At 70.2% G+C, this 24,547-nt stretch carries 22 protein-coding genes; 8 read left to right on the top strand and 14 right to left on the bottom strand.

Annotated features, from left to right (window positions below; all coding sequences use genetic code 11):
* Positions 1-159: 159 nt before the first annotated feature.
* Positions 160-3,153 (bottom strand): MGH1-like glycoside hydrolase domain-containing protein, encoded by a 2,994-nt coding sequence (locus OG205_RS06460; protein ID WP_330275316.1) that lies wholly within the window; start codon positions 3,151-3,153, stop codon positions 160-162.
* Positions 3,154-3,177: 24 nt separating this feature from the next.
* Positions 3,178-4,335, bottom strand: a complete 1,158-nt coding sequence (locus OG205_RS06455) for a glycosyltransferase (RefSeq protein ID WP_330275315.1) — start codon at positions 4,333-4,335, stop codon at positions 3,178-3,180.
* A gap of 43 nt (positions 4,336-4,378) precedes the next feature.
* On the opposite strand from OG205_RS06455, the gene OG205_RS06450 reads away from it, so the two are divergent.
* Positions 4,379-5,032 (top strand): class I SAM-dependent methyltransferase, encoded by a 654-nt coding sequence (locus OG205_RS06450; RefSeq protein WP_330275314.1) that lies wholly within the window; start codon positions 4,379-4,381, stop codon positions 5,030-5,032.
* Here the strand turns inward: OG205_RS06450 and OG205_RS06445 are convergent.
* Both OG205_RS06445 and cmtR read right to left on the bottom strand, forming a co-directional pair.
* On the bottom strand, positions 4,989-5,612 hold the full coding sequence (locus OG205_RS06445) for a cation transporter (RefSeq protein WP_330275313.1): 624 nt from the start codon (positions 5,610-5,612) through the stop codon (positions 4,989-4,991). The two genes, OG205_RS06450 and OG205_RS06445, sit on opposite strands and share 44 nt — an antisense overlap.
* The gene (cmtR, locus tag OG205_RS06440) at positions 5,605-5,922 is read right to left on the bottom strand and encodes a Cd(II)/Pb(II)-sensing metalloregulatory transcriptional regulator CmtR (RefSeq protein ID WP_319974273.1); all 318 of its coding nucleotides are present in this window, start codon (positions 5,920-5,922) and stop codon (positions 5,605-5,607) included. The genes OG205_RS06445 and cmtR overlap by 8 nt, the downstream gene beginning before the upstream one ends.
* Before the next feature lie 252 nt (positions 5,923-6,174).
* On the opposite strand from cmtR, the gene OG205_RS06435 reads away from it, so the two are divergent.
* A complete protein-coding gene (locus OG205_RS06435) occupies positions 6,175-6,753 on the top strand; it encodes a class I SAM-dependent methyltransferase (protein WP_330275312.1) in 579 nt (192 codons plus the stop codon).
* On the opposite strand, the gene OG205_RS06430 is transcribed toward OG205_RS06435, so the two are convergent.
* Positions 6,740-7,429, bottom strand: a complete 690-nt coding sequence (locus OG205_RS06430) for a TetR/AcrR family transcriptional regulator (RefSeq protein WP_330275311.1) — start codon at positions 7,427-7,429, stop codon at positions 6,740-6,742. The genes OG205_RS06435 and OG205_RS06430 overlap by 14 nt on opposite strands.
* 52 nt (positions 7,430-7,481) lie before the next feature.
* On the opposite strand from OG205_RS06430, the gene OG205_RS06425 reads away from it, so the two are divergent.
* Both OG205_RS06425 and OG205_RS06420 read left to right on the top strand, forming a co-directional pair.
* Complete coding sequence (locus OG205_RS06425) at positions 7,482-8,906, top strand: MFS transporter (protein WP_330275310.1); 1,425 nt, start codon at positions 7,482-7,484, stop codon at positions 8,904-8,906.
* 125 nt (positions 8,907-9,031) lie between these two features.
* Positions 9,032-10,360 carry an alpha-amylase gene (locus OG205_RS06420; protein WP_330275309.1) on the top strand — a complete coding sequence of 443 codons (1,329 nt, stop codon included), beginning with the start codon at positions 9,032-9,034 and terminating at the stop codon, positions 10,358-10,360.
* 50 nt (positions 10,361-10,410) lie between these two features.
* On the opposite strand, the gene OG205_RS06415 is transcribed toward OG205_RS06420, so the two are convergent.
* From OG205_RS06415 to OG205_RS06400, 4 genes are all read right to left on the bottom strand, one after another.
* The gene (locus tag OG205_RS06415) at positions 10,411-11,532 is read right to left on the bottom strand and encodes a S1 family peptidase (RefSeq protein ID WP_442916807.1); all 1,122 of its coding nucleotides are present in this window, start codon (positions 11,530-11,532) and stop codon (positions 10,411-10,413) included.
* 170 nt (positions 11,533-11,702) lie between these two features.
* Positions 11,703-12,803, bottom strand: coding sequence for a zinc-binding dehydrogenase (locus tag OG205_RS06410; protein ID WP_330275307.1), 1,101 nt, complete (start codon positions 12,801-12,803; stop codon positions 11,703-11,705).
* Positions 12,800-13,213, bottom strand: coding sequence for an acyl-CoA thioesterase (locus OG205_RS06405; RefSeq protein WP_319974280.1), 414 nt, complete (start codon positions 13,211-13,213; stop codon positions 12,800-12,802). The genes OG205_RS06410 and OG205_RS06405 overlap by 4 nt, the downstream gene beginning before the upstream one ends.
* 13 nt (positions 13,214-13,226) lie before the next feature.
* Complete coding sequence (locus OG205_RS06400; protein ID WP_330275306.1) at positions 13,227-15,596, bottom strand: helix-turn-helix transcriptional regulator; 2,370 nt, start codon at positions 15,594-15,596, stop codon at positions 13,227-13,229.
* Between the two features lie 188 nt (positions 15,597-15,784).
* Between OG205_RS06400 and bdeA the strand changes: the two genes are divergently transcribed.
* Complete coding sequence (gene bdeA / locus OG205_RS06395) at positions 15,785-16,636, top strand: bis(hydroxyethyl) terephthalate hydrolase (protein WP_442916754.1); 852 nt, start codon at positions 15,785-15,787, stop codon at positions 16,634-16,636.
* A 155-nt stretch (positions 16,637-16,791) separates the two neighbouring features.
* The gene (locus tag OG205_RS06390; protein WP_330275305.1) at positions 16,792-17,865 is read left to right on the top strand and encodes a zinc-binding dehydrogenase; all 1,074 of its coding nucleotides are present in this window, start codon (positions 16,792-16,794) and stop codon (positions 17,863-17,865) included.
* A gap of 9 nt (positions 17,866-17,874) precedes the next feature.
* Here the strand turns inward: OG205_RS06390 and OG205_RS06385 are convergent, their stop codons facing one another.
* Positions 17,875-18,567, bottom strand: a complete 693-nt coding sequence (locus OG205_RS06385; RefSeq protein ID WP_330275304.1) for a TetR/AcrR family transcriptional regulator — start codon at positions 18,565-18,567, stop codon at positions 17,875-17,877.
* A 77-nt stretch (positions 18,568-18,644) separates the two neighbouring features.
* Positions 18,645-19,832 (bottom strand): helix-turn-helix domain-containing protein, encoded by a 1,188-nt coding sequence (locus OG205_RS06380; protein WP_330275303.1) that lies wholly within the window; start codon positions 19,830-19,832, stop codon positions 18,645-18,647.
* A 97-nt stretch (positions 19,833-19,929) separates the two neighbouring features.
* On the opposite strand from OG205_RS06380, the gene OG205_RS06375 reads away from it, so the two are divergent.
* On the top strand, positions 19,930-21,726 hold the full coding sequence (locus tag OG205_RS06375; protein WP_330275302.1) for an NAD(P)/FAD-dependent oxidoreductase: 1,797 nt from the start codon (positions 19,930-19,932) through the stop codon (positions 21,724-21,726).
* Here the strand turns inward: OG205_RS06375 and OG205_RS06370 are convergent.
* Positions 21,719-22,528: an SDR family NAD(P)-dependent oxidoreductase gene (locus OG205_RS06370; protein ID WP_330275301.1), complete on the bottom strand. Its 810-nt coding sequence runs from the start codon at positions 22,526-22,528 to the stop codon at positions 21,719-21,721. The genes OG205_RS06375 and OG205_RS06370 overlap by 8 nt on opposite strands.
* 44 nt (positions 22,529-22,572) lie before the next feature.
* Between OG205_RS06370 and OG205_RS06365 the strand changes: the two genes are divergently transcribed.
* Positions 22,573-22,977 carry a MarR family winged helix-turn-helix transcriptional regulator gene (locus OG205_RS06365; protein ID WP_330275300.1) on the top strand — a complete coding sequence of 135 codons (405 nt, stop codon included), beginning with the start codon at positions 22,573-22,575 and terminating at the stop codon, positions 22,975-22,977.
* 6 nt (positions 22,978-22,983) lie between these two features.
* Here OG205_RS06365 and OG205_RS06360 read toward each other — a convergent pair whose 3' ends face one another.
* Positions 22,984-23,619 (bottom strand): TetR/AcrR family transcriptional regulator, encoded by a 636-nt coding sequence (locus tag OG205_RS06360; protein WP_330275299.1) that lies wholly within the window; start codon positions 23,617-23,619, stop codon positions 22,984-22,986.
* 4 nt (positions 23,620-23,623) lie between these two features.
* A complete protein-coding gene (locus OG205_RS06355; RefSeq protein WP_330275298.1) occupies positions 23,624-24,481 on the bottom strand; it encodes a hypothetical protein in 858 nt (285 codons plus the stop codon).
* Between the last annotated feature and the right edge of the window lie 66 nt (positions 24,482-24,547).

The following is a 24,547-nucleotide window of genomic DNA, read 5'->3' as shown; positions in this document are numbered from 1 at the left end:
GCCGTGTCCTGCAGGTCTCGTCCGCGATAGTCGCGGCCGAGGGCCCCGGAGGCGGCACCGCCGGAACGCCCGAATACGCCCGGTATGAGGGCGCCCCGGCGGCACCGCCTCCGGGTCTCTCGCCCATGACACTCATCGAACGGACCTGCAGGACACGGCCTAGCGGGCCCGCACGGTGAAGCGGTCGATCGTCAGCGCGCCCGCGTCCAGCCGCAGGCCGAGAGCCGGCGCCCATCCCGCGACCAACGAGGGATCCACAGCGGACCCGATCGGCGCGGACCGCAGCAGCGTCCACCGGCTCGCGTGCTCCTGCCAGCTGGTCAGCTGACCGTTCTCGACCACCACGGCGAGCCGGTCGCCCGGTGCCCAGGTCAGGCTCGCGCAGCACCCGCCGGTGGCCTCGTCGCCCCTGCGGACGCCGTCCACGGTCACGTCGACGCCAGAGGCCTTGCCCGCGTTGTTGAACCAGGCCAGGGCGAAGTCGCGGTTGCCGGCGGTCTGGCCGAGGAACAGGCTGTCCTCGGGAGCCGAGCCCGCGAACGACCGAGGTTCGACGACGACGGCGGTCCCGCGCGCGTCCCCGGTCACCGGCGCGGCCAGCACCGCACCGGCGCGACCACCGGCCGAGGCGGTCAGCACGCCGTCCGCGACCTTCAACGTCGGCGGCGGTTCGCCGAACGGGCCGTCCACGCGGTAGGGGGCCGCGCTGGAGTCGAACGTGTCGTCCCACACGACGGTGCCGTAGTCGGCAGGATCGAACACGGTCTGCGCCGAACTCAACGAGGTCGTCGCGCCACCAGAGCCGGAAGCCGTTGCCAGCAAACGAATCGGCGCACGCTCTCCCAACCGAAGGCCCGCAGGTGCCGTTACGCGCCACCGGGTCACGAGGCTTCGGCCCGGCGCGAGCTGCGCGGCGTAGGCCGAACTGAGCGGCACAGCGTTCCACCCGGCTGGCACGGCGAGAGTCGCCCGGACGCCGCGCAACGGTTGCTGCGCCTGCAAAGTCGTAGTCGTCTCGACCCCACCGGCACGGACGGCGAGATCATCCGGCAGCGACGCGCGCAGACCACGGACGGCCGAGCGCCACGACGAGAACGACGTGACGCCCACAGCTCCGCCATCGGCACGGCGCGGCAGGATCCGCACCCGGCTGGTGGTCAGCGCCGGTTGCACCAGGACGCGATTGACCTGACGCGCCACCGGTTGCGCGGGAGTTCTTTGCTGGCCCGGTATGTCACGCCACTGGCCGTCCCAGTACTGCAGGTCGAACGTCGTCGGCGCCCGCACTCCCCCGCCGTCGTCGTAGAACACGACGCGCAGGTCGGAGATCTGGATCGGCGCCCCGAGGTCGACCTCCAGCCAGTCCGCGGCGTTCGGACTGCCGTACGACGTCCAGCGCGTGCCGGGCACGTCGAGGTGGAAGTCCTGGCCGTCGATCGCCTTCGTGGGCGGATCGGCGCTGTAGCTGTAGGACGCGCGGGCGGTGGGGAACCCGGACTGGCTGACGTTCGCGAAGTCGTCGACCAGCTCCGGCACGTCCGCCGAGGTCCGCGCCGGAATGGTCAAGCGCACCGCGGCCAGACCGGCCTGGGTGTGGGTGAGCCTGCCGTCGACCCAGACGCGCAAGCCGGCGCCCTTGCCGTAGCGGCTGCCGTCCCTGTCCCACAGCACGGTGAGGTTGTGCCCGTGGTACGGCACGTTCTCGACGGCGAAGTGGTTCCACGAGTCCGGGACCAGCGGCGCGATCGACACCGTGTTGCCGAGCTGCGGCCGGATGCCGAGCAGCCCGGAGAGCACGTTGTCGTTGAAGGTCGAGTGGTTGTAGTCCTCGCTGTGGCCCTTGCCGTCGTACAGCCAGCGGTTCTCGTCGGGGTGGTGCGCCTCGGCGACGTAGGGCTGGCCGTTCTTGCGCTGGGTCAGGGCATAGCCGCGCAGCACGGCGAGGTAGTCGTCGCGGTCGACGTAGGGCTGGCTCGGGTAGTCGATCAGCAGGTTCGCCAGCGCGGTCAGGGTCTGGCTGGTGGCGAACGGCCAGCTGGGGCCGTTCCAGCGACAGCACCCGTTCAGCGCGTCGCGCATGAACCACGGGCTGCGGCGCTCGGCGGTGGTCGGGCCGTAGGGAGACGCGAACCCCTGCGGGTCGGTCAGCTGCGCCCAGGCCGCGCTGTTCGCGGCCGGTGGCATGTGGAAGTACCACGGCACAAAGCCGATCTCCTCGCGGTCGGCGAGCTTCGTGCGGCCGGGGTTGTTGTCGCGCATGACGTGCTTGTAGAACTTGCCCGCGTCGTCCCAGAGCCACCGCTCCTGGTTCGTGCGCAACGCGTCGGCGGCCTGGTCGAACGGACGCGCGCCCGCGGCGTCTCCCCGTGCCCTGAACAGCTGCGCGATCGCCCGTGCGTCGCCGTACTGGTAGGCGTTGAGGGTCGGCCGGAAGCCGTCGCCGCCGTGGTAGGGATCGGGGCTCTGGTACGAGCTGGCCGTGTACTCCATCGCGTCCCACACCGGCGTCTGCCAGTAGAGCCCGAGGTCCTGGTTGAGCTGCGGCGACCAGCGCTGCCACTGTCGCACAAGCTCGGGCAGTCGGTCGGTCGCGAACTGGGAGCGGCCGTCGACCGCGGCACGGGCGGCCACGGCGTCGGCGGCCCAGAACGAGTACTGGTGGGCCCAGTCGGTGGTGTTCTTGTTCAGGAAGTCGGTCGCGGGCTTCGGTCCGGCGCCCGAACCGCGCAGCCAGTAGTCGACGTAGTCGTCCAGATATCGGTGGTCACGCAGCCAACGGCCCTCGTAGACGTGATGGCCCGCCGCGGCGACGATTCCGCCGTTCGGCGCCGAGTAGCCGACCGGGCCGAGGAACTCCGAGATGATCCAGCCGTCTTTCGGGCCGGTGTACTTGAGCGCCTCGCGGTAGGTCCGCCAGCGGTAGTAGTAGGTGTCGCGGATCTCCCGGTCGGGAAGGTCCACGAACGGGATGTTGGCCTCGTACCAGGCCGGCTCCGGGACGTTCCCCAGCAGCTCGGAGTGGTTGAGGAAGTTCGTCCCCGCGCCGACGGCCGGGTACAGGTCGGGCGCCACAGCGCGGTCTTGCCGCGCCACCGCCGGCAGGGTCGAGATCGATAACGCCGCCACCACGAGCATCGTCATTGACACGCGCATGGGTCCATTGAAGTGGGAGCGCTCTCAACGCGCAAGACTCAACGCAGTCCGACATACCTCCACAGGATCTCGAACATCGGCGATCGTCGCCGCCGCGAGAGCCGCCGCAGACGCGAACGCGGGGTCGCCCAGCACGCGCGTCACCGCGTCCCGCAGCCCGTCCACGGTGGACGGCCGGACGATCACGCCACTGCCCTGCCGCGCGACCCGGCAGGCCATCTCCCACTGGTCGCCACCACCGGGCACGACCACGACGGGAACACCGGCCCGCAACGCCTTGACCAGCATTCCGTGCCCGCCACCGCACACCAGCACCGAGGACTGGCGCAGCAACTCGTCCTGCTTGCCCGGCCCCGACCGCACCCACTCCGGCAGACCGGCAGGAGCAGGCGCGAACGTGGACACCACTGCCCGGACATCCATGTCCCGCAACGCTTCCAAGGCCATCTCGGCCATGCTCTCCGCCCCGGTCCAGGCCGTGGACGGAGCCACCATCACGAGCGGGGCGTCGCCCGGCGGCGGGCTCAGCGTCTCCCTGCTCGCCTCCCACAGCAGCGGCCCGACGACGTGGGCGTCGCGCGGCCAGTCCGGGCGCGGCACCTCCAGTGCGGGCAGCGTCGCGATCAACCGCGCGGCCGGGCCGGGCTCCTTCGCGGTGAGGCCGATCCGTTGCCGCACAACGGCTCGCTGCCGTTCACCCTGACGCAGCGACCTGGCCGTCATCGCCCGCAGCACCGCGTCCCGGAGCTTGCCGCGCACACCGGTTCCGGCGGCCAGCCCGCTGCCCATCGGTGGCAGCCACTTCGACGGCTCGTAGAGCGGGTGCGGCGACAGTTGAACCCAAGGCACGCCGAGCAGTTCCGCGGCCATGCTGGCCCCTAGAGCGAGAACGTCGCAGACCACCAGATCCGGTTCCAGCTCAGCGAGTTGCGGGGCGAGCGCCGACGCCAGCACCGCGGCCTGGTCGTGCAACGCGCGTCCAAGATCCGGCACGTCCCGCAGGTCGTCCAGCGACAGGCCCGGGACCCGTGACGCCGTGATCCCCTCGGCGGTGGCGGGCTCGACCCAGCGGTCGCCGGTCAGCAGGATCGGGGTGTCCCCGGCCTCCGTGAACCGCAGGCACAACGCGATGGCCGGCACCACATGACCGGGATCGCCCCCGGAGACAACGACGACTCGCACGGAGCAGATCCTGCCCTGCTCGCACTGGTGTTGACTGGACGGCATGGACCAGGCCCGCTGGCAGACGTACTGGGACCGCAAGTCGGCCACCTACGACGCCGAGATCGGCATCCTGGACCGCCGGGTCTTCGGCGACTCCCGCCAGTGGGCCTGCTCCCAGGCCTCCGGCGAGGTGCTCGAGGTCGCCGTCGGCACCGGCCTCAACCTGCCGCACTACCCCGCCAGCGCCACCGTGACCGGCCTCGACCTGAGCGAGCAGATGCTCGGCCTCGCCCGCTCCCGTGCCGCTGACCTGGGCCTGCAGGTGACCTTGCGGCAAGGCACCGCGCACGCCCTGCCGTTCGACGACGGCTCGTTCGACACGGTCGTGTGCACGCTGGGCCTGTGCGCGATTCCCGACCACGAGGTCGCGGTGGCCGAGATGGTGCGGGTCCTGCGGCCGGGCGGACGGCTGATCCTGCTCGACCACGTCGCCAGCACGTCCCGGCTCGCGCGGGGCGTGCAGTGGCTGGTGGAGCGGATCACGGTGCCGATGGCGGGCGAGCACTTCCTGCGCCGTCCGCTGCACCTGGTCGAGGCCAACGGCCTGGTCGTAGAGCAACGGCAACGCTTCAAGCTCGGCGTGGTGGAACGACTCGTCGCCCGCAAGCCGGTCAGCAGCAGTGGTGGCCGCGCCACGCCTCCCGGCCTTCTTTGACCGCCACGACGGCGATCACCAGCGCCGCCAGCGGGTCGGCCCACCACCAGCCGAACAGGCTGTTGACCACGAGCCCGACCAGCAGCACCGCCGACAGGTAGGTGCACAACAACGTCTGCTTCGAGTCCGCCACCGCACTGGCCGACCCGAGTTCGCGCCCGGCCCTGCGCTGGGCGTAGGACAGGCCGGGCATGACCAGCAACGAGACCGCGGCCAGCACGATGCCGACCGTCGAGTGCTCCGCCCGTTCCCCCTGCAGCAACGACAGCGCGGACTCGACCGACACGTACGCCGCCAGCGCGAAGAACGACACCGCGATCACCCTGAGCGCCGCCCGTTCGCGCTGCTCGGGATCGCGCCCGGCGAACTGCCAGGCCACGGCGGTCGCCGACGCGACCTCGATCACCGAGTCCAGTCCGAACCCGATCAGCGCCGTGGAGCCCGCCACCGTGCCCGCCGCGAGCGCGATGACCGCCTCGACGACGTTGTAGGTGATCGTGGCGGCGACGAACATCCGGACCCGGCTTTGAAGTACGAGCTTGCGCTTGTCCACCGCGGGTGCGCAGCAGGCGTCACTCATCGACGCAGTCCGGTCCCGGCTCGACGGCCAGCACGACGTCCACGAGTTCGCTGATCGCGCGCTTGAGGTGCTGGTCCGCGAGTTCGTAGCGCACCTGCCGGCCCTGGTAGGTCGCGACGACCAGGCCGCACCCGCGCAGGCAGGAGAGGTGGTTGGAGACGTTCGACCTGGTCAGCTCCAGCTTCTCGGCAAGCTGCGCGGGATAGCCGGGGCCGTCGAGCAGGGCGATCAGGATGCGGCACCGCGTCGGGTCCGCCAGGGCGCGGCCCAGCCGGGCGAGAGCCGCCTCCCGCGTCTCACAGGTCAGCATGGGCAGAACAGTACAGCGTTGGCTGTAGTACAGCCAACGCTGAACAGTTGTTCAGGGACGGACGCGGTCGGTCGCGCAGCCGACGAGGAGCATCGCCAGGACGGCCGCGAGCGCGTGGTCGCCACTGAGCGCGCAGACGCACGCGAGTGTGAGCCAGAGCACAAGCCTCATGAACCGAGGTTAGGGACCGTACGACGGAGATCGCATCTCATTTGGGCAAGGCTTGATGGTCTCTTAGGCAAAACTGAATCCGTGACGACGCGAGAGTTCTGGGACGAGCACGCCGCGACGTTCGACGACGAGCCTGACCACGGGCTTCGTGACCCACGGGTGCGCGACGCCTGGGCCCGTCTTCTCCTGCCGCTCGTCCCCGCGGAGTCGTCGGTGGCGGATCTCGGCTGCGGCACCGGCAGCCTGTCGGTGCTGCTCGCCGAAGCGGGCCACGACGTGCACGGCCTGGACCTGTCTTCGCAGATGGTGGAAGCCGCGCGAGCCAAAGCGTCAGGCATGTCCGCCAGCTTCACCAACGGCGATGCGGCTCATCCGCCGTACTCCAAGGCGTCGTTCGACGTCGTGCTGGCGCGGCACGTGCTGTGGGCGTTGCCGGATCCGGCAGCAGCCCTGCGGGAATGGGTGTCGCTGCTCAAGCCGGACGGCGTTCTCCTGCTGGTCGAGGGCCGGTGGTCGACCGGAGCCGGGCTGACCGCCGCACACACCCGTTCGTTGGTGCTGGGGGTGCGCACGGAGGCCGTGGTCACCCCGCTGACCAGCGAGGACCTGTGGGGACGCCCGATCGAGGACGAGCGCTACCTGCTGGTCAGCCGGCGGTAGCCAGACCGTCGAGCAACAGCCGGAGCGCGAACTCGAACCGCTCGTGCCCCTCGCCGGAGTTCAGCGTGTCCACGTGCTCGACGACGTGCGGGAAACGGCTCGCCGGAAGCATCCGCAGCCGTGCGAGCATCTCGGCCCTGTCCGGCTGCCCGCCGCGCAAGGACGATTCGTACGTGTAGCCGCTCACGTACAGAAGCACGGCGTCGATCGCCCACGCCGCCGACTGCGGTGACACGCCACCGACCAGGAAGATGCCGAGCAGGCCCTCGGTGATCCGGAGCGTGTCGAGGTTGGCGGGCGGGGCGGACAACGCGGCCCGCGCGATCCCCGGATAGCGCAGGAACTGGTCGCGCAGCTGACCGCAGACGTCGAGGACCTGCTCGCGCCACCGTTCCGCGTCGGGCGCTGGCACCGACACGTTCCTGCTGAGCGTCCCGATGAGCAGGTCGTCGAGGTCGGCCTTGTTGCGCACGTGCGCGTAGAGCGAGGCGGGCCCGGTCTGCAGCGCGGCGGCGACACGACGCATGGTCAACGCGTCGAAACCCTCGGCCTCGACCAGCGTCAACGCCGTGGTGACGATGCGGCCGACCGTGATCGGCTCCTTGCGCGCCGGGGCGGGTTTCTGCTCGAGCTCGGCGATTTGGGTCGCCCACTCCTCGCGGGACTTGCGGTTCATGTGACCAGCCTACCAGTTGACTCGAACAGTGTTCGTGAGTAGAACAGTGTTCGTGACTATCTACGACCTCGCGCAGCCCGGACTGCGCTCACCGCGATCCCTTCGGGAAGCGTGGATCGCCCTAGCCGGGCTCTCCGCGGTGTTCCTGTTCGAGATGCTCGACAACTCGATCCTCAACGTCGCCCTGCCCACGATCGGCCGCGACCTGCACGCCTCGACGACCGCGCTGCAGTGGGTGTCGAACTCCTACGCGGTCGTGTTCGGCGGCCTGATGCTGGTGTTCGGCGCCGTGGCGGACCGCGTCGGCCGCCGCCGCGTGATGCTCGCCGGACTGGCGCTTCTAGGGGTGGCGAGCCTCGCGACCTTGTTCGTCACGTCCGTGAGCGGGCTTATCGCCGTGCGCTCGGTGATGGGCATCGCCGCCGCCATGACCACACCGGGCTCGATCGCGCTGGCGTTCCGCCTGTTCCAGGCCGACGACCTCCGCATCCGCGCGATGACGCTCATCTCGACCGTGGGCCTCGTCGGCCTGGCGATCGGCCCGCCACTCGGTGGTTTCCTGCTCGCCGTCGCGCCCTGGCAGGCGTTGCTGCTGATCAACGTCCCGATCGCGGTGCTCGCGTTCATCGGCATCGGCCGCGGTATTGAGGCCGACACGGACCTGCACCGCGGTCCCGCCGACTACCTCGGCGGCCTGCTCGGCACCGCGACCATCGCACTCGCGCTGGTGGTGCCGACGCTGTTCGTCGAAGGCTCCTGGACCGCTTGGGGCGCTGCCGCACTGACCGTCGTGACCGCCGTTCTGTTCGTGATTCGCGCGCGCACGGCCAGCCATCCGTTGCTGGACCTCAAGCTCGTCGGCCACCCGTTGGTCGCCAGCGGCCTCGCGTACAAGGCCGCGACCGGACTGGCTGCAGCCGGTCTCACCTACCTCGTGACGCTCCAGCTCCAGCTCGACTGGGGCTGGTCCCCCGCGCTCGCCGCCGCCGGCATGCTGCCGCAGGTCGCCGTCCTCATCGCCGCGGGCCCGCTGGTCAACCGCTTCGTGCGCTGGGCGGGCCTCGACCGGGCCGTGTTGCTCGGCGCGCTCTGCGTCGTCGCCGGACTGGCCGTCTACGCACTACTCGGCCGCCTCGGCTACGCACCGGTCGCCGTCGCGCTGGTGCTGGTCGCCATCGGCATCCGCGTGGTCGGCGCCGTCGCGGGCGTCAACGTCCTCAAGGGCCTGCCGGAGAACCGGACCTCGATCGGTGCCGCCCTGGTCGACACCGCGTCCCAGGTCACCTCGGCCGCGGGCGTCGCCGTCAGCGGCACGGTGCTGGCGGTGCTGTTCACCGGCGGCATCGCACAGGCGGGCTGGACGAGCGCGCAGACCGCGCAGTTCGAGCGGGCCGTCACGATCGGCAGCCTCGCACTCACCGCGATGGCCGCCGCCCTCGTCGGCTGGGCGTACTTCCGAGCACGTCGCGCGCACTAGGCCGAATTACTCCGGAAAGTTCTTGCAACGCTTTGCCCGGTGTGCCTGCGGATGCTACGACGTGTGGTGAACCCCTGCAGCAAGGAGACAACGTGGTTTCCTCGGCTTCGCGCACCCTTCTAGCGGTGCTGCTGATCGTCGGACTGTCCACACCGGTGCAAAGTCTTGCGGCGCCACCGGGCGCCAAGGACGTCACCGTCACCCTGTTCCAATGGCCGTTCGCCCGTGTGGCGACGGAATGCACGAACGTTCTCGGTCCCAAGGGCTACGGCTACGTCGAGGTCTCCCCCGCGACCGAGCACGTCCAGGGTCCGCAGTGGTGGACCAGCTACCAGCCCGTCAGCTACAAGATCGCGGGCAGGCTCGGCGACGAGAACGCGTTCCGGAACATGGTCAGCACCTGCCACAACGCGGGTGTGAAGGTCATCGCGGACGCGGTGATCAACCACATGAGCGCCGGATCCGGCACGGGCACCGGTGGTTCCGGCTATTCGAAGTACAACTACCCCGGTTACTACAGCGACTGGGACTTCCACGGCTGTCGCTCTGCGATCAACAACTACCAGGACCGCTACAACGTCCAGAACTGCGAGCTCGTCAACCTGTCCGATCTGGACACCGGCAGCGACTACGTGCGCGGGGCGATCGCGGGATACCTGAACCGGTTGATCGCGATGGGCGTGGACGGGTTCCGCGTCGACGCGGCCAAGCACATCGCGGCCGCGGACCTCGCCGCGATCAAGGGGAAGCTGAGCAACCCCAACGTGTTCTGGGTGCACGAGGTGATCTACGGCGCCGGCGAGGCGGTGCAGCCCGGCGAGTACACGGGGTCCGGTGACGTGGACGAGTTCCGCTACGCCTACGACGTCAAGCGGATCTTCCAGAACGAGAACCTGGCCTATCTGAAGACGTTCGGGCAGTCGTGGGGCTTCCTGCCGAGCGGGCAGGCACGGCCGTTCGTCGACAACTGGGACACCGAACGCAACGGGTCCACGTTGACGTACAAGGACGGTTCGACCTATACGCTCTCGAACGTCTTCATGCTGGCGTGGAACTACGGTGCGCCGCAGGTGTATTCGGGCTACGAGTTCACCGACAAGGACGCGGGTCCGCCCGGCAACTCGGTCTGCTACAGCGGCTGGAAGTGCCAGCACGCGTGGACTCAGGTCGCGAACATGGTGGCGTTCCGCAACACCGTGGCGGGCACCGACGTGAACAACTGGCAGGACAACGGGTTCGACATGATCGCGTTCGGGCGCGGCAACAAGGGATTCGTCGCGATCAACCGCGAGACGTTCCCGGTGAGCCGCACGTTCCAGACCGCGCTGCCGGCCGGGAGCTACTGCAACGTCCAGGAGAACGGCTGCGTCCGCGTGACCGTCGACTCGCAAGGCAGGTTCACGACGACGCTCGGCGCGGGAACCGCCCTGGCGTTGCACGTCAACGCACGCTAGGAAATCACCGGCTGTCCACCACGCGAAGTGGTGGACAGCCGGTAGTTTCATCAGGCGGTGTGCAGCCTCAGGCCGTAGACGCTGAGGATCTCGTTGATCGGCTGGAACCACGTGCGGCCGCCGCTGGAGCAGTTGCCGTAGCCGCCGGACGTGACGCCCTGGGCCTGGTCACCGGTGATGAACGAACCACCGGAGTCACCACCCTCGGCGCACACGGAGGTGCCGACCATCTGGTAGACCGCGCCCTGCTGGTAGTTCACGGTCTCGTTGCGGCCCTGGATCACGCCGCAGTGCCAGCGCGTCGTCGAACCGGAGCGGCACACGGAGGTACCGACCGGTGCCTCCCACGAGCCGCGCACCAGCGAGTCGCTCACGGTGCCCCAGCCGAGCACGACGGGCACGGTCCACCAGCCACCGCCGGTGCGGACCCAGGCGTAGTCGTTGCCGGGGAACGACGAACCGGCGAAGTTGCCCTGGAAGGAGCGGTCCCAGCCGTAGACGGCCGCGCCGTTGCCGCCGCAGTGGCCCGCGGTGACGTAGCCGCCGTGCACCGAGAAGCCGATGGAGCAGCGGACGTTGCCGGTGTAGTACGGGTCGCCGCCGACCGTGCCCGCGGCGAACGTCTGCGGCTGCCGCACGCCCTCGGTGCGCACGGTGATGGCGCCGAACTGACGTGCCTTGTCCAGGAACGAGGCCACCTCAGCGGTCTGCTTGCCCGCCTCCACGCTCACCACGACGGTGCCGGTGCGTGCGTCGGGACGCCAGCTCGCGACCGCGGACGGCACCGAGCCGGCCGCGGACAGGGCGTCGAGGCGGTTCTTGTGGGCCGCCATCGAGTTCGCCGAACGGCCGACGACAACGGCTTCGGCACCGGTGGCCTCGACCTTGCGGGCGACGGAGGCGTCCGTCACCGCGACGACCAGGCGGTTCTTCGTCTCGTCGAACCAGCTGCCGGCGAGTGCGGCACCGGCCTCGCCTTCGGCGCGCGGGGCGAGGACCGACGCGCTCTGTTCCTTCTCCAGACGCAGGCGCGCCTGGCTCTCGGTCAGCCCGAACGCCGAGCTCATCGCGGTGAGCAGGCCGGGTGACATCTCCTTCTCCGACGCCTGGGCCGGAACGGTGAAGGTGGACCCGACCAGCACGAGTGCCAGCGCGGGCACGATTCTGGGCATGGTGAAGCGCATGCTCTTCTCCTTGTCCGTGCAGGGATCGCCACCCGCCCCGTTGCGAATGGCGACGAACATGAGAGCGCTCTCACCGTGCAGCAGGCAGACCTCGGTGGTCAACAGCTGACACCGGAACTGTCCTGCCCGATTCGTGCCCGGATGGGCCGAATCGGGCGTCACTCCATGACGACGACCTGCCGGACGGCCTCCCCGGAGGCGAGCTTCGCGAACCCGTCGTTGATCTCGTCGAGCCCCAGCCGGCCGGACAGCAGGCCGTCGACCGGCAGCCGTCCCGCGCGGTAGAGGTCCACGAAACGCGGCACGTCCCGGCGCGGCACGCACGAGCCGAGGTAGCTGCCCTTCAGCGTGCGTTCCTCGGCGACCAGGTTCAGCGCGGGCAGCGACACGGTGCGATCGGGGTGCGGCAGGCCGACGGTGACCGTGGTGCCGCCGACGGCCGTGGCGGCGTAGGCCTGTTCGAGCACCGCGGCGACGCCAGTCGTGTCGATGACCTTGTCCGCGCCACCACCGGTCAGGTCACGCACGTGAGCGACGACGTCCGGGCCGCCCGCGGCTTCGTGCGTCGCGCCGAGTGTGAGGGCGAGCTTGCGCTTGTGCTCGACCACGTCCACCGCGACGACCTGCGTGGCACCCGCCGTCACGGCCGCGAGCACCGCCGCCAGGCCGACGCCGCCGAGCCCGAACACCGCGACCCGGTCCCCCGGTTTCACCTCGGCGCTGTAGAACGCCGCTCCCGCACCGGTCAGCACCGCGCACCCGAACAGGGCGGCGATGTCGAACGGCAGGTCGCTCGGCACTCGGGTGGCCGACCTGTCGGAGATCACCGTGTACTCGGCGAACCCGGACACGCCCAGGTGGTGATGCGGGCGCGTGCCGTCCGGGAGGGTCCAGCGCCGCTGTCCGCTGAGCAACGTCCCGTCACGGTTCGCGGCCGCTCCCGGTTCGCACAACGCCTGACGGCCCGACGCGCAACGGCGGCAGGCACCGCACGCGGGCACGAACGACAGCACCACGTGGTCGCCCGACGCGAACTCGGCGTTCGGGCCCGCCTCCACGACCTCACCCGCCGCCTCGTGGCCGAGCACCATGGGCAGGGGCCGGATGCGCGAGCCGTCGATCACGGACAGGTCGGAGTGGCACAGACCGGTGGCGTGCACGCGCACCAGCACTTCGCCCGGACCGGGCGGGTCGAGTTCGAGCTCCACGATCTCGAGCGGCCCGCCGACTCCGGTCAGCACCGCGCCTCGCGTCTTCACGCCACCACCAGACCTTCCATCGCCGTGCGCAGGTTCGCGGGGATCTCCACCGGTTTGCGCGTCGCCCGGTCCACGAAGACGTGCACGAAGTGGCCGTCCGCCACGACGTCCTCGCGTCCCTCGAAGAAGAACCCGACCTCGTAGCGCACGCTCGACCGGCCGAGGTGCCCGACGCGCAACCCGGCGTCGAGCGCCTCCGGGAACGCCACCGAGGCGCGGTAGTTGCAGTGGGACTCCACGCAGAGCCCGATCTGCTGCCCGGCCTGGATGTCCAGCCCGGCGCCGATGAGCCACGTGTTGATCACCGTGTCCATGAACGCGTAGTGGACGACGTTGTTCACGTGGCCGTAGACGTCGTTGTCCGCCCATCGGGTCGGAATCCGCTGCCAGTGCCGGTACTGCTCGCGCACACGACCTCCAAGATCAATCGAGTCTCCTGGTGAGCTCGACCCTCGACCGCACGCCGAGCCGCGCGAAGATGTTGCGCAGGTGGTGCTCGACGGTGCGGTGGCTCAGGAACAACCGCGCGGCGACCTCGCGGTTCGTGGCGCCCTCGGAGACCAGCCTGGCGATCTGCGCCTGCTGCGGCGTCAGGCCGGGGTGGTCCCTGGGCTCGCTCGTGGAGTCGCCGGCCGCGCGGAGTTCGGCGCGGGCCCGTTCGACCCAGTGATCAGCCTGGTAGGACTGGAAGATGCGCACGGCGTCACGCAGGTGTTCGCGCGCCGCCTTGGGTTTGCGCCCGCGCCGCAGCCGGTTCCCGTACAGCAGCTCGGTCTTGGCGAGTTCCAGCGCGGTGCCGCTGGCGCGGTGCAGCCGGATGGCTTCCTCGAAGTGCTCGTCGGCCGTTCCGGTCTCCAGCAGGCCGTGGCAACGGTGCGAGAGCGCCATGCGGGCCGTGCTTCCCGTTGCGTCGGCCCACTTCTCGAACGGCTGGAGCGCTCTGTCCGCTGTGGACGGCTTGCCGCACGCCACGGCGGCCTCGACCACGTGAGGTGCGGCCATGACCTTGATGCCGGCGTGTCCTGGCTGCAGCCGCAACCGGTCCAGCGCGTCGGCCGGCCGGTCGCGGGCCAGGTCGACGCACGCGAACGCCCAGGCGCCGAACGTGCCGGGCCGGGTGAGTCCGCGCTGGGTGATGTGCTCGGTGGCGATGTCGATGCAGTCCAGCGCCGTGTCCGCGTCACCGCGGAGCGCCGCCAGCAGCGCGAGGATCGTCAGGTGGTCGACCACGGCGTTGTGCTGCCCGATCGCCGTCGCCGCGTGCACGCCCTCGGTGGCCGCCGTCAGCGCCGCCGCGTGCTGGTCCAGCAACAACGCCGACAACGCCCGGTACACCAGCGCCCACGGCACCAGCGCGACGAACCCGCTCTCCCGCGCCGCCGTCACCGCGCTGGTGGCCATCTCGTGCGACCGGGTGGCGTCGCCGAGCACGTAGGCGGCCTGACTCGCCCAGATCCGCGCCTGCGGGCCGGGGACCTGGTCGGCGAGGTCGACGACGGTGCGCAGCGCGGGCAACGCCACGTCGTGCCGTCCGTCGAACGTCGCGAGCATGCCGGTGAGGTGGTCGAGTGTGAGCCGGGTGTCGGGTGGCTCGTCTTCGCGGCGGATCTCCCGCGCGAACTCGGCGACCGCGGTGTAGCGGCGGTGGTCCCCGGCGATGCTCGCTGCCTCACCGGCGAACCCCAGCGCGGCCACCGCGAGCGTGCGACGGGTGCTGACCAGGCCTTTCGCCGCGCGAACCAGGCGGTCCGCCGCCACGTCGGGGAGGCTCTCGCCCAGGTCGATGCCGCCGACGACCAGGTCCATCAGCGCCCTGAGCTCCGGGGTGTGGGTCATCCGGACCGCGGTGCGCAGGACGGCCCGCGACCGGTGCGGCGCTCCGTGCGCCCAGTGGTCGGCGGCGGCCTTGAGCAGGCGGTGCGCCTTCTCCTCGGGGTCGGTCGTCAGCCGGGCCGCGCGGTCGTGGTCGCGGGCGGCCGTGGCGAAGTCGCCGCACAGGCGGGCGTGCTCGGCATGGGTGGTGAGGACGTCGGCGAGCCCGGTGTCCTGCGTCGTGACCGCCTGGTGCCACGTGCGCCGGGCACCGGGCGGCAAGGTCTCCGCGAGCTCGGCGTGGGCTCTGCGCCGCAGCGGCAGCGGCACGTCCGCCCGCAGCGCGGACCGGACCAGCCTGCGCGGGTCGACCAACGGGCCCGCCTCGATCACCGCGTCCAAGTCGAGTGCCTCAGCGTCGATCTCCTCGTCCACCGCGACCAGCGCGACGACGTGCTGCGCCTGGGGCGAGAGAGCGTCGAACCGCGCTCGCCATCGCAGCCGCAGCGAGCTGTTCTCCGGCAGCACCTCGGGCGCTGCCGCGATGCCTCCGAGCTGCGCGGACGTGAGCGATCCCGCCAGCTCGACCAGCGCCAGCGGGTTCCCGCAGGCGAGGTCCGCGAGGTCCGCCGCGAGGGTGGCGGGCAGGCCGGGCACCAGGTCGTGCAGCACCCGCAGGCTCGTCGCGGGGTCCAACGGGTCGAGCGTGACGCTGGGCAATCCGCACGCCTCGCCCTCGGTCGCGATGAGCAGCGCGGCCCTTGTACCAACGACGTCCCGTGCGAGTTGCACGAGGTCATCGTCGAGTTCGCGGACGTCCACGCACAACAACGCGTCGTAGGTCTGCCGTACGGCGTCAAGCAGCGCCGTCTTGCCCGAACCGGCTTCTCCGCGCAGCACGAGCACCCCGCCGCGCCCAACGCGCGCACGGTCCACCAACGCGTCCACGGCGACGCGTTGCCGCTCTCGGCCACGCAGCATCGGACCAGTCTTACGGCGGTAGCGGCTCCTCCGGAAGGGGTAGGACCCAAATTCACCTACCACCGTTAGTTTTGCCACCGAAGTTTTTCGCCGATACCGGTGGTTGCACCGATGCGGACCCAGGGGCCGGGGCAGCAGGGTCGAGGTCGTTCCTCCCCTGTTCCCTGCCGAATGAGGTGTACAGCGCTGTGCAACTCCGCACCCTGATTCCCATCGCACTCTCCCTGGTGCTCGTCACGGGCACTGAAGCCCGAGCGGCGGACAACCCGTTCGAACGCGGCCCCGCGCCGACCAACTCGAGCATCGAGGCGACACGCGGCTCGTTCGCCGTGTCGGAGACCTCGGTGTCGTCACTGGTGGGCGGCTTCGGTGGCGGCACGATCTACTACCCGACCAGCACCTCCGCCGGCACGTTCGGCGCCGTGGTCATCTCCCCCGGCTACACCGGCACGCAGTCGAGCATCTCGTGGCTCGGCCCGCGCCTGGCCTCGCAGGGCTTCGTGATCTTCACGATCGACACGAACACGATCTACGACCAGCCCGACAGCAGGGCGTCGCAGTTGCTGGCGGCACTCGACTACCTCACCCAGCAAAGCACCGTCCGCACCCGGATCGACTCCTCGCGCCTCGGCGTCATGGGCCACTCGATGGGCGGCGGCGGCACCCTGCGCGCGGCCAGCCAGCGTCCAGCCCTGCAAGCGGCGATCCCGCTGACCGCCTGGCACACCACGAAGAACTGGTCGTCCGTCCGCGTCCCGACCCTGGTCGTCGGCGCCGAAAGCGACTCGGTCGCCCCGGTCTCGTCGCACTCCGAACCGTTCTACACGTCACTGCCGTCCACTTTGGACAAGGCGTACCTGGAACTCAACAACGCCTCGCACTTCGCACCCAACTCGTCCAACACGACGATCGCGAAGTACAGCATCTCGTGGCTCAAGCGGTTCATCGACAACGACACCCGCTACGAGCAGTTCCTCTGCCCGGCGCCGGGACGCAGCACGCTGATCGAGGAGTACCGGGACACGTGCCCGCACTCCTGATCCCCTGAACGCGGGTCGCGGCGCCAACCCGAGCGCGGGGCGCCGCGACCCGCACTCATCCCTCAAGCGACGAGTTGACGCTTTCCTACAGATCGGTGCATAGTTACGACCATTAACAGAGTGACGGACAGTCGCACCACTTCCAGGAGTCGGACATGACCGAGACCAGCGCCCCCGGCGAGACGACCGTGATCGCCACCGAGGTGGTGCTGCCGGGCAAGGTCGACCCGTCCGGCCTGCGACTGGTCCGGCGCCCACTGCCCGCGCCCGTCGCGGGACAGGCCCTGGTCCGGGTCGAGTCGACCGCCGTGTCCTTCGCCGAGAGCGCGATGCGCCGGGGTCGCTACTTCGGTCAGCCCGCGTTCCCGTTCGTACCCGGCTACGACCTCGTCGGCGTCGTCGAAGTCGTCGGCCCCGGCGTGGACGGCGCGTTGCTCGGCCGGCGGGTCGCCGCGCTCACCAAGACCGGCGCCTGGTCGACCGCCGTTCTGCTGCCCGCCGCGGACCTGGTGGAGGTGCCGGAGGGCATCAGCGCCGACGAGGCGGAGACGGTGATCGTCAACGGCCTGACCGCGTACCAGATGCTGCACCACGTGGCGAAGGTCCAGGCGGGGCAGACCGTGCTCGTGCTGGGCGTCAGCGGCGGTGTCGGCTCGATCCTGGCGCAGCTCGCCCGGCACGCGGGCGTCCGCGTGATCGGGACGGCCGGCCCTCGCCACCACGAAGCACTGCGTGAGCTGGGCGTCGAGCCGATCGACTACCGGGACCCCGACCTCGCCGCGCGAGTCCGCGCACTCGCGCCCGAGGGTGTGGACGCCGTGTTCGACCACCTCGCGGGCAAGAGCATCACCCTGTCCCACCGGCTGCTCAACCGCACCGGCACGCTGATCTCCTACAGCATCGCCAGCAAGCTCGACGACAGCACTCCCGTGGTGCTCAGCTTCCTGCAACTGCTGGCGAAGCTGACGTTCTGGAACTACCTGCCCGACGGCAGGCACGCGAGCTTCTACGACGTGTGGGCCGGCTCCGGCAAGCCGGACTCGGCGAAGCGCGAGGCGTTCAGGGCACGCACGCGCACCGACCTCACCCACGTCTTCGGCCTGCTGCGCACGGGTGTGCTCACCGCGAAGATCGCCGCCCGCTACCCGCTGGCCGAGGCGGCCGCGGCCATGGAACTGTCCGAGTCCTCGGCGCGCACCGCCCTGGGCAAGATCATCCTCGCGCCCTGAACCGGTGGTTCAGCTCGTCAGGGAGCCGACGGCGTTGTCGATCTCCAGATCGATCAGCCGCTGCGCCTCCAGGGTGCCGTGGTCGAACACCCCGGTGAGCTCGAGACTGACGATCCCGTGCACTCGTGTCCACATCAGGATCGCGGCGGTGGAGACACGGGGTGCGGTGTCCGGCCGGTCCTGCGAGCGCGCCCAGTGCCGCAGTTGCCCGTCGAGAACGCGGTCACCGGTCGTACCGGCGGACGGCGTGCTGTTCTGGACGGCGGCCAGCAGGTCGATGAGCAACGCCATCGCCTCGTCCAGTGGAGTCCGCGCGGGCTCCTGACTCGGGACGTCGTCCGCACGCTCCGCGAAGAGCATCCCGTAGCGGCGCCGGTGACTCAGCGCCCAGTCGCGGTACGCGGCGACGACCAGCTGCACCCGCGCACGCGGCGCTCGCCTGCTGCCTACCACCGCACCGCTCATGGCCTCGGCGAGCTGCCGGTAGGACAGGGTGACGAGATGCGCGACCAGTGCCTCCCTCGAGGGGAAGTACCGGTAGACGGCCGGCGCGGACATCGCCATGCCGCGGGCGAGTGCCGCGATCGTCAGCGCGTGCACGCCCTCCGCGTCGATGATCGCGAACGAGGTGTCCTCGATCTCCTGCAGCGTCTGGGCCCGCAGCCGTTCACGCCGGCTCACCGCCTGCGGTGGGTTGGTCATCATCGCATCGTAAAGGACAGTAGCGAGAACAAGGGGCACATCGACTGGTTACGGGCAGTCGCACATCGAGCGAGTGCTCACACTCGGTCAGGGCGTTGGCCGACGACGCTCATCCGCACGTCCCCGGACAGCCGATAGGGCCGCGTCTGCACCAACGCCCCGAGCAGCCGCCGCAACCGCGACACCTCGGCCCGCACCGTCACGACGTGCTCGGCGTCCCCGTACAAAACACTGCTCAACGCTTCCGCGGACAGCCCGGCCCTGCCGGCGCGGTGCAGCAGCACCAGGATCTCGGCGTGCCGGCGGGTGACCGTGCGACGCCAGTCCGCGTCACCACCGGAGAGCCGCACCTGGGGAGTCCCGCTCAGGTCCAGTTCGAGCGTGACGGTCCGGTCCACAGAGGACGGTCGGATCAACCAGCCGCCCGCGAGGCGTTCCGGCGTGCAGGCTCCGAGGCCTGGTACCGCCACGGGTTGTCCGGCAACAGGAACGGCGATGCGCGAGCCCACCGCCACCCCGTGCGAAGCCGCCACCCACCCGTGGTCGTCCACGACGAGCGACGGTCCGGTGAGCAGGGCCGCGGACCGCAACCGGTCGAGCCGCTCCTGGTGATACCGCCACAGCCGCGACTCGGCCAGCATCCGGCCGGTCTCCACCAACGCGCCGATCGCCGGGTGCAGAGTCAAAGCGGGACCGCTCACGTCGATCACCCCGAGCAACGAGCCGGTTCGCGGGTCGTGGACGGGTGTCGCCGTGCAGTACCAGGGGTGCTGGCCCTGCTCGAAGTGCTCCCCCGCCAGCAGTTCCACCGGCGCGGCTTCGGCGAGGGCGGTGCCGATCGCGTTCGTGCCCACGCGGCGTTCGGTCCAGTCGGCGCCCTCGAAGAAGCCCAGCGCGTCGGCCCTGCGGCGGACGGCAGGGGTGCCGGAACGCCAGAGGATGACGCCCTCGTGGTCGGTCACCACGAACAGCAGTTGGGAGGCGTCGGCCAGCGATCCGACGACGGCGCGCAGGTCGGGGACCACCTCGCGCAGCGGGGACGCTTCCTGGCGGCGGCCGATCTCGGCTGTGCCCAGCCAGTCGCGGGTGTTGACGTCGTCTGCTCGCAGGCCCAGGTCCAGGACGCGGTTCCACGAACGGGAGACGAGGGCTCGTGGGCGCAGTGTGGAGCGGCTGCCGGCGATGACCGCGTCGTGCATGCGCACGAGTTCGCGGGCATACGTGGGCAGGTGCTGACCGGGCGGCACTGCCCTGGGCACGCTCACCGGTCGAGCATGGACCAGGGATGCAATCCGGTGCAACGGTTTCACCGAAGCGCGGGAAGGAGGTGAATGCAACCACGACGAGCGACGAGGAGTGGCGATGACGCAGACCATGGATCGCACGGCGCAAGCACGCGTGGAGGCCTGGCTGGAGCAGTTCGAGGCCGCGCTCAAGGCCCGTGACGTCGACGCCGCCGCCGGGATGTTCGCCACCGACAGCTACTGGCGTGATCTCGTCGCCTTCACCTGGAACATCAAGACCGTCGAAGGGCGGGAGGGCGTCGCGGACCTGCTCAGCGCGTGTCTCGACGGCACCGATCCCTCGAACTTCCACACCACCGAGACGCCCACCGAGGCCGATGGCGTGGTGGAGGCGTGGCTCGAGTTCGAGACGGCGGCCGGGCGTTGTCGCGGCCATCTGCGGCTCAACGACGAGGGCGCGTGGACGTTGCTGACGAGCCTGCACGAGCTGAAGGGGTTCGAGGAGAACAAGAAGGAGACGCGGCCCAAGGGCGTGCGGCACGGCGTGATCGAGGAACGCCGCTCGTGGGCCGAGGAACGCGAACGCGAGCAGGCCGAACTCGGGTACGCGCAGCAGCCCTACGTGGTGGTGATCGGCGGCGGGCAGGGCGGCATCGCACTCGGCGCGCGACTGAGGCAGCTCGGTGTGCCCGCGCTGGTGCTGGAGCGCAACGACCGGCCCGGCGACTCGTGGCGCAAGCGGTACAAGAGCCTCTGCCTGCACGACCCGGTCTGGTACGACCACCTGCCGTACCTGCCGTTCCCGGACAACTGGCCGGTGTTCGCGCCCAAGGACAAGATCGCGGACTGGCTGGAGATGTACACGCGCGTGATGGAGGTGCCGTACTGGACCCGTTCGGAGGTCAGGGAAGCAACCTACGACGGTGCACAGTGGACGGTCACGGTCGACAGGGACGGCGAGACCGTGACCCTGCACCCGAAGCAGCTCGTGTTCGCGACCGGGATGTCCGGCAAGGCGAACGTGCCGTCGTTCCCGGGAGCCGACGAGTTCGAGGGCGATCAGCACCACTCGTCGAAGCATCCGGGACCGGAGGCCTACGCGGGACGCAAGGCCGTCGTGATCGGCTCGAACAACTCAGCCCACGACATCTGCGCGGCACTGTGGGAGCACGGCGTGGACGTCACCATGGTCCAGCGCTCGTCGACGCACATCGTGCGCTCGGACTCGTTGATGGACATAGCCTTGGGCGACCTCTACTCGGAACGGGCCGTCGCGGCCGGCGTCACGACCGATCGCGCCGACACGATCTTCGCCTCACTGCCCTACCGGATCCTGCCGCAGTTCCAGATCCCGGTGTACCAGCGGATCAAGGAACGCGACGCGGACTTCTACGCCAGGCTGGAGAAGGCCGGTTTCGACCTCGACTGGGGTGACGACGATTCCGGGCTGTTCCTCAAGTACCTGCGCCGCGGCTCCGGCTACTACATCGACGTGGGCGCCTCGGAACTGGTGGCGAACGGCAAGATCAAGCTCGTCCGAGGCCAGGTCGACCGCCTGACGAAGAACGCGGTCGTGCTCTCCGACGGCACCGAGCTGGAAGCCGATCTCGTCGTCTACGCCACCGGCTACGGCTCGATGAACGGCTGGGTCGCCGACCTCGCCGGACAGGAGATGGCCGACCGGGTCGGCAAGTGCTGGGGCCTCGGGTCCGGCACGACCAAGGACCCCGGCCCGTGGGAGGGCGAGCAGCGCAACATGTGGAAGCCGACCCGGCAGCCCGGCCTCTGGTTCCACGGCGGCAACCTGCACCAGTCGCGCTACTACTCGCACTTCCTGGCGCTGCAACTGAAAGCGCGGTTCGAGGGCGTGCCGACGCCGGTCTACGGCGCGCAGGAGGTGCACCACCTCAGCTGAGCAGCTTCTCGGTCTCCTCCCACAACAGGCGCTGGACGACGCCGCGCCCCGCCTCCGGGCACCGCAGGGGCGCGGCGTCCTTGACCGAGAAGTAGCCGCCCGTGACGTCCGCGAAGGCCGGATCGGTCGCGAGGCGCGTGATGATCGAGGCCCCACGACCGGGGTCGCCGATCCGCAACGCGTGCAGCGCCTTCTCCAGCAGGCCCGCGAACGGCAACTCACGGCCGAGACCGGTGGTGTTGAAGCCGGGATCGCAGCAGTTGGACGTGACCCCGGTGCCCTCCAGCCGCCGGGCGAGCTCCTGGCTGAACATGATGTCCATCAGCTTGGTCCGGCCGTAGTGGGCGGCGGACGTCAGAGCGGTCGCCGGATCGATGCCACGAGCCTGCCTCGACGCCTCGGACGCGACGGTGACGACGCGCGCCGGAGCCGAGGCGATCAGCTTGTCGCGCAACGCGTTCGTGAGCACCCACGGCGCCAGGTAGTTCACCGCCGTCATCTCGGGCACGCCGTCCGCGGTGACGCGCGGGCTGAACGCGTGGATTCCGGCGTTGTTGATCAGCACGTCGACGCGGTCGTAGTGCGCGTCGATGGCCTTGGCCGCGCGACGGACGTCTTGCAGCGAGGCCAGGTCGGCGACGAAGGCCGTGACGGTGACGCCAGGGCCGACCTCGGTACGCAGGTCATCCACCTTCGAGGCGCTGCGAGCGACGACGCCGAGGTCGAAGCCGCGGCGGGCGAGATCGAGCGCGACGAGCCGGCCCAGGCCGTGCGTGGCGCCCGTGATGATGGCGGTGGTCATGGTTCAATGATGCACGATACTGAGGTACCTCACAAAGGAGGCCGATGGACGCCGCCGACGTCGGACTGCGCTACCTGACGACGTCCGCCCGGATCCGCAGGGCGGTGGACGAGCGCATGTCCGGGACCGGGGTCTCACTGGCGCGCACGAAGATCCTGCAGGTGCTCGTCAGGCTGGGACCGGTCAAGCAGACGCGGCTCGCGACCGAACTGGGGATGGCCGCGCGGTCGATCACCCAGGCCGTCGAGGCGATGGAACGGGACGGCCTGGTGCGGCGGTCGTCCGACTCCGCCGACAAGCGGGCCAAGGTCGTCTCCGCGACCAAAGAGGGCGTCCAAGCCCTCGCCGCAGGCGAGGAGTCCGGCAGCGAGATCCTGCGGTCGATCTTCGAACGCCTCAGCCCGGCACAGCTGAAGGCGCTGGACGACGTCCTCGACGCCCTGGGCTAGGTGGACCTAGCGCGCCTTCTTGGCCGTCTTGCGGAGTTTGCCGCGCAGTGCGCGAAGGGCGACCGGCCCGAGGTCGTCCACCACCTCGATGAGCACGGCCAGCCGGTCGAGCGCGTCCAGAGCCGCCGTGGCCCCGTCCGGGTCGACGCCCTCGTAAAGCTCCAGACCGATGAACCCGGCGCTCACCGCGCGGGCGAGACCCGCCGTGTCGATCAACTCGGACACCGGCGAGCCGGTCAGCAACCTGGTCAGGGCGCGTTCGATCGGGGTGATCCACAGCTGCAGCGACGCCGCGGTGGCCTCGGCCAGCTTGGGGTCGGTCTGGGCGCCCGCCAGCAGTTGGGCGAGCACCATGACGTTGCCCTGGGCGCTCTCCTCGCTGTGCAGGGCGCGGCCGAGCGAGAGCAGCTGCCGCAGGTCGGTGATCTGCTCGAGACGTTCGGCGAACAGTTCGACCCTGGCCTGCGTGGCGGCGAGGCACGCGGCCTGGAGCAGGTCGTGGACGGTGCCGAAGTGGTAGAAGACCAGCGCCTGGTTGACCTCGGCGGTGGCCGCGATGCTCCGCGCCGTGGTGCCGGTCAGGCCGTGCGTGCGGATGGTCTCGATCGCGCCGTCGATCAGGCGTTGTCGGGTGTCGGCCACGGCATCACCGTAGAGGCCCCCGGAGACGTCGGCGCAGCGCCTCGGCGATCCCGTGCCCGTCGCCGGGATCGAGCGCGGCGAAGATCACCGCCTGCACCGAGGCCACGAAGAGATCCCGGTTCTCCCCCGTGTCGTCCCCGGCACCGGCGACCTGCTGCGCGAAACCCGACGTCTGCGCGGACACCATCAGGCTGAGTTTCCGCGCCGTGATGCCCGGCCGGAACCGCACGTCCAGCAGTCGCAGGCCCTCCTCGTACACCGGGATCCAGCGCGTGGAGTACGCGTCCAGCATCTCCCGGTAGGCCTTCGTGGCAACGGACTGCCACTTGGCGTCGATCGTCAGCGAGAGCTGGAACAGCCAGTACCTGGCCAGCCGGCCGCGCATCCGCAGGTCGTGGGTGGCGATCTTCGCGATGAGATCGGTCAGGTCCAGCCTGCCGTCGCGCACCTTCGGCAGCTCGGCCAGCGCCCGGCGCGGACCGTAGTCGAGGAAGTTGCTCCAGCGCGGTGCCGTGCACGTGTACTTGATGAGGCACATGAAGAAGTTCGCCATGCCACCGGCGCCCGGCCAGCGATCGCGGAACGCGCCCTCACCGACGTGGGCGACGTCGGACAGTCCGGCGGCGACTCCGGAGGCACGACGCACCACGATCTCCCGCGTCAGCCGGGCGCCCGCGAGTTCGTCACGGCTGCGCGAGTTGCGACCGGACAGCTGGTCGTCGATCTCCTGAAGCCCGCCTTCGAGGAACACCATCGTCGTGACGTAGGCCGACCGGCGTGGATTACGAGGATCGGCGAGGCTGGAGCGGGAAATGTGCTCCCCGAACACTTCCGGCCAGTCGACTTCGTCGTTGAAGCGCACAGGACCCCCTGGAGATCACCTCATTGCAGCACAGGGCCCGGACCACCGGCAACGCTCTCCCCGGAC

The organism is Lentzea sp. NBC_00516, assembly GCF_036346835.1.
In the GTDB taxonomy this organism is placed as follows: Bacteria; Actinomycetota; Actinomycetes; order Mycobacteriales; family Pseudonocardiaceae; genus Lentzea; species Lentzea sokolovensis.
This window is presented reverse-complemented; position numbering and strand designations above follow the sequence as displayed.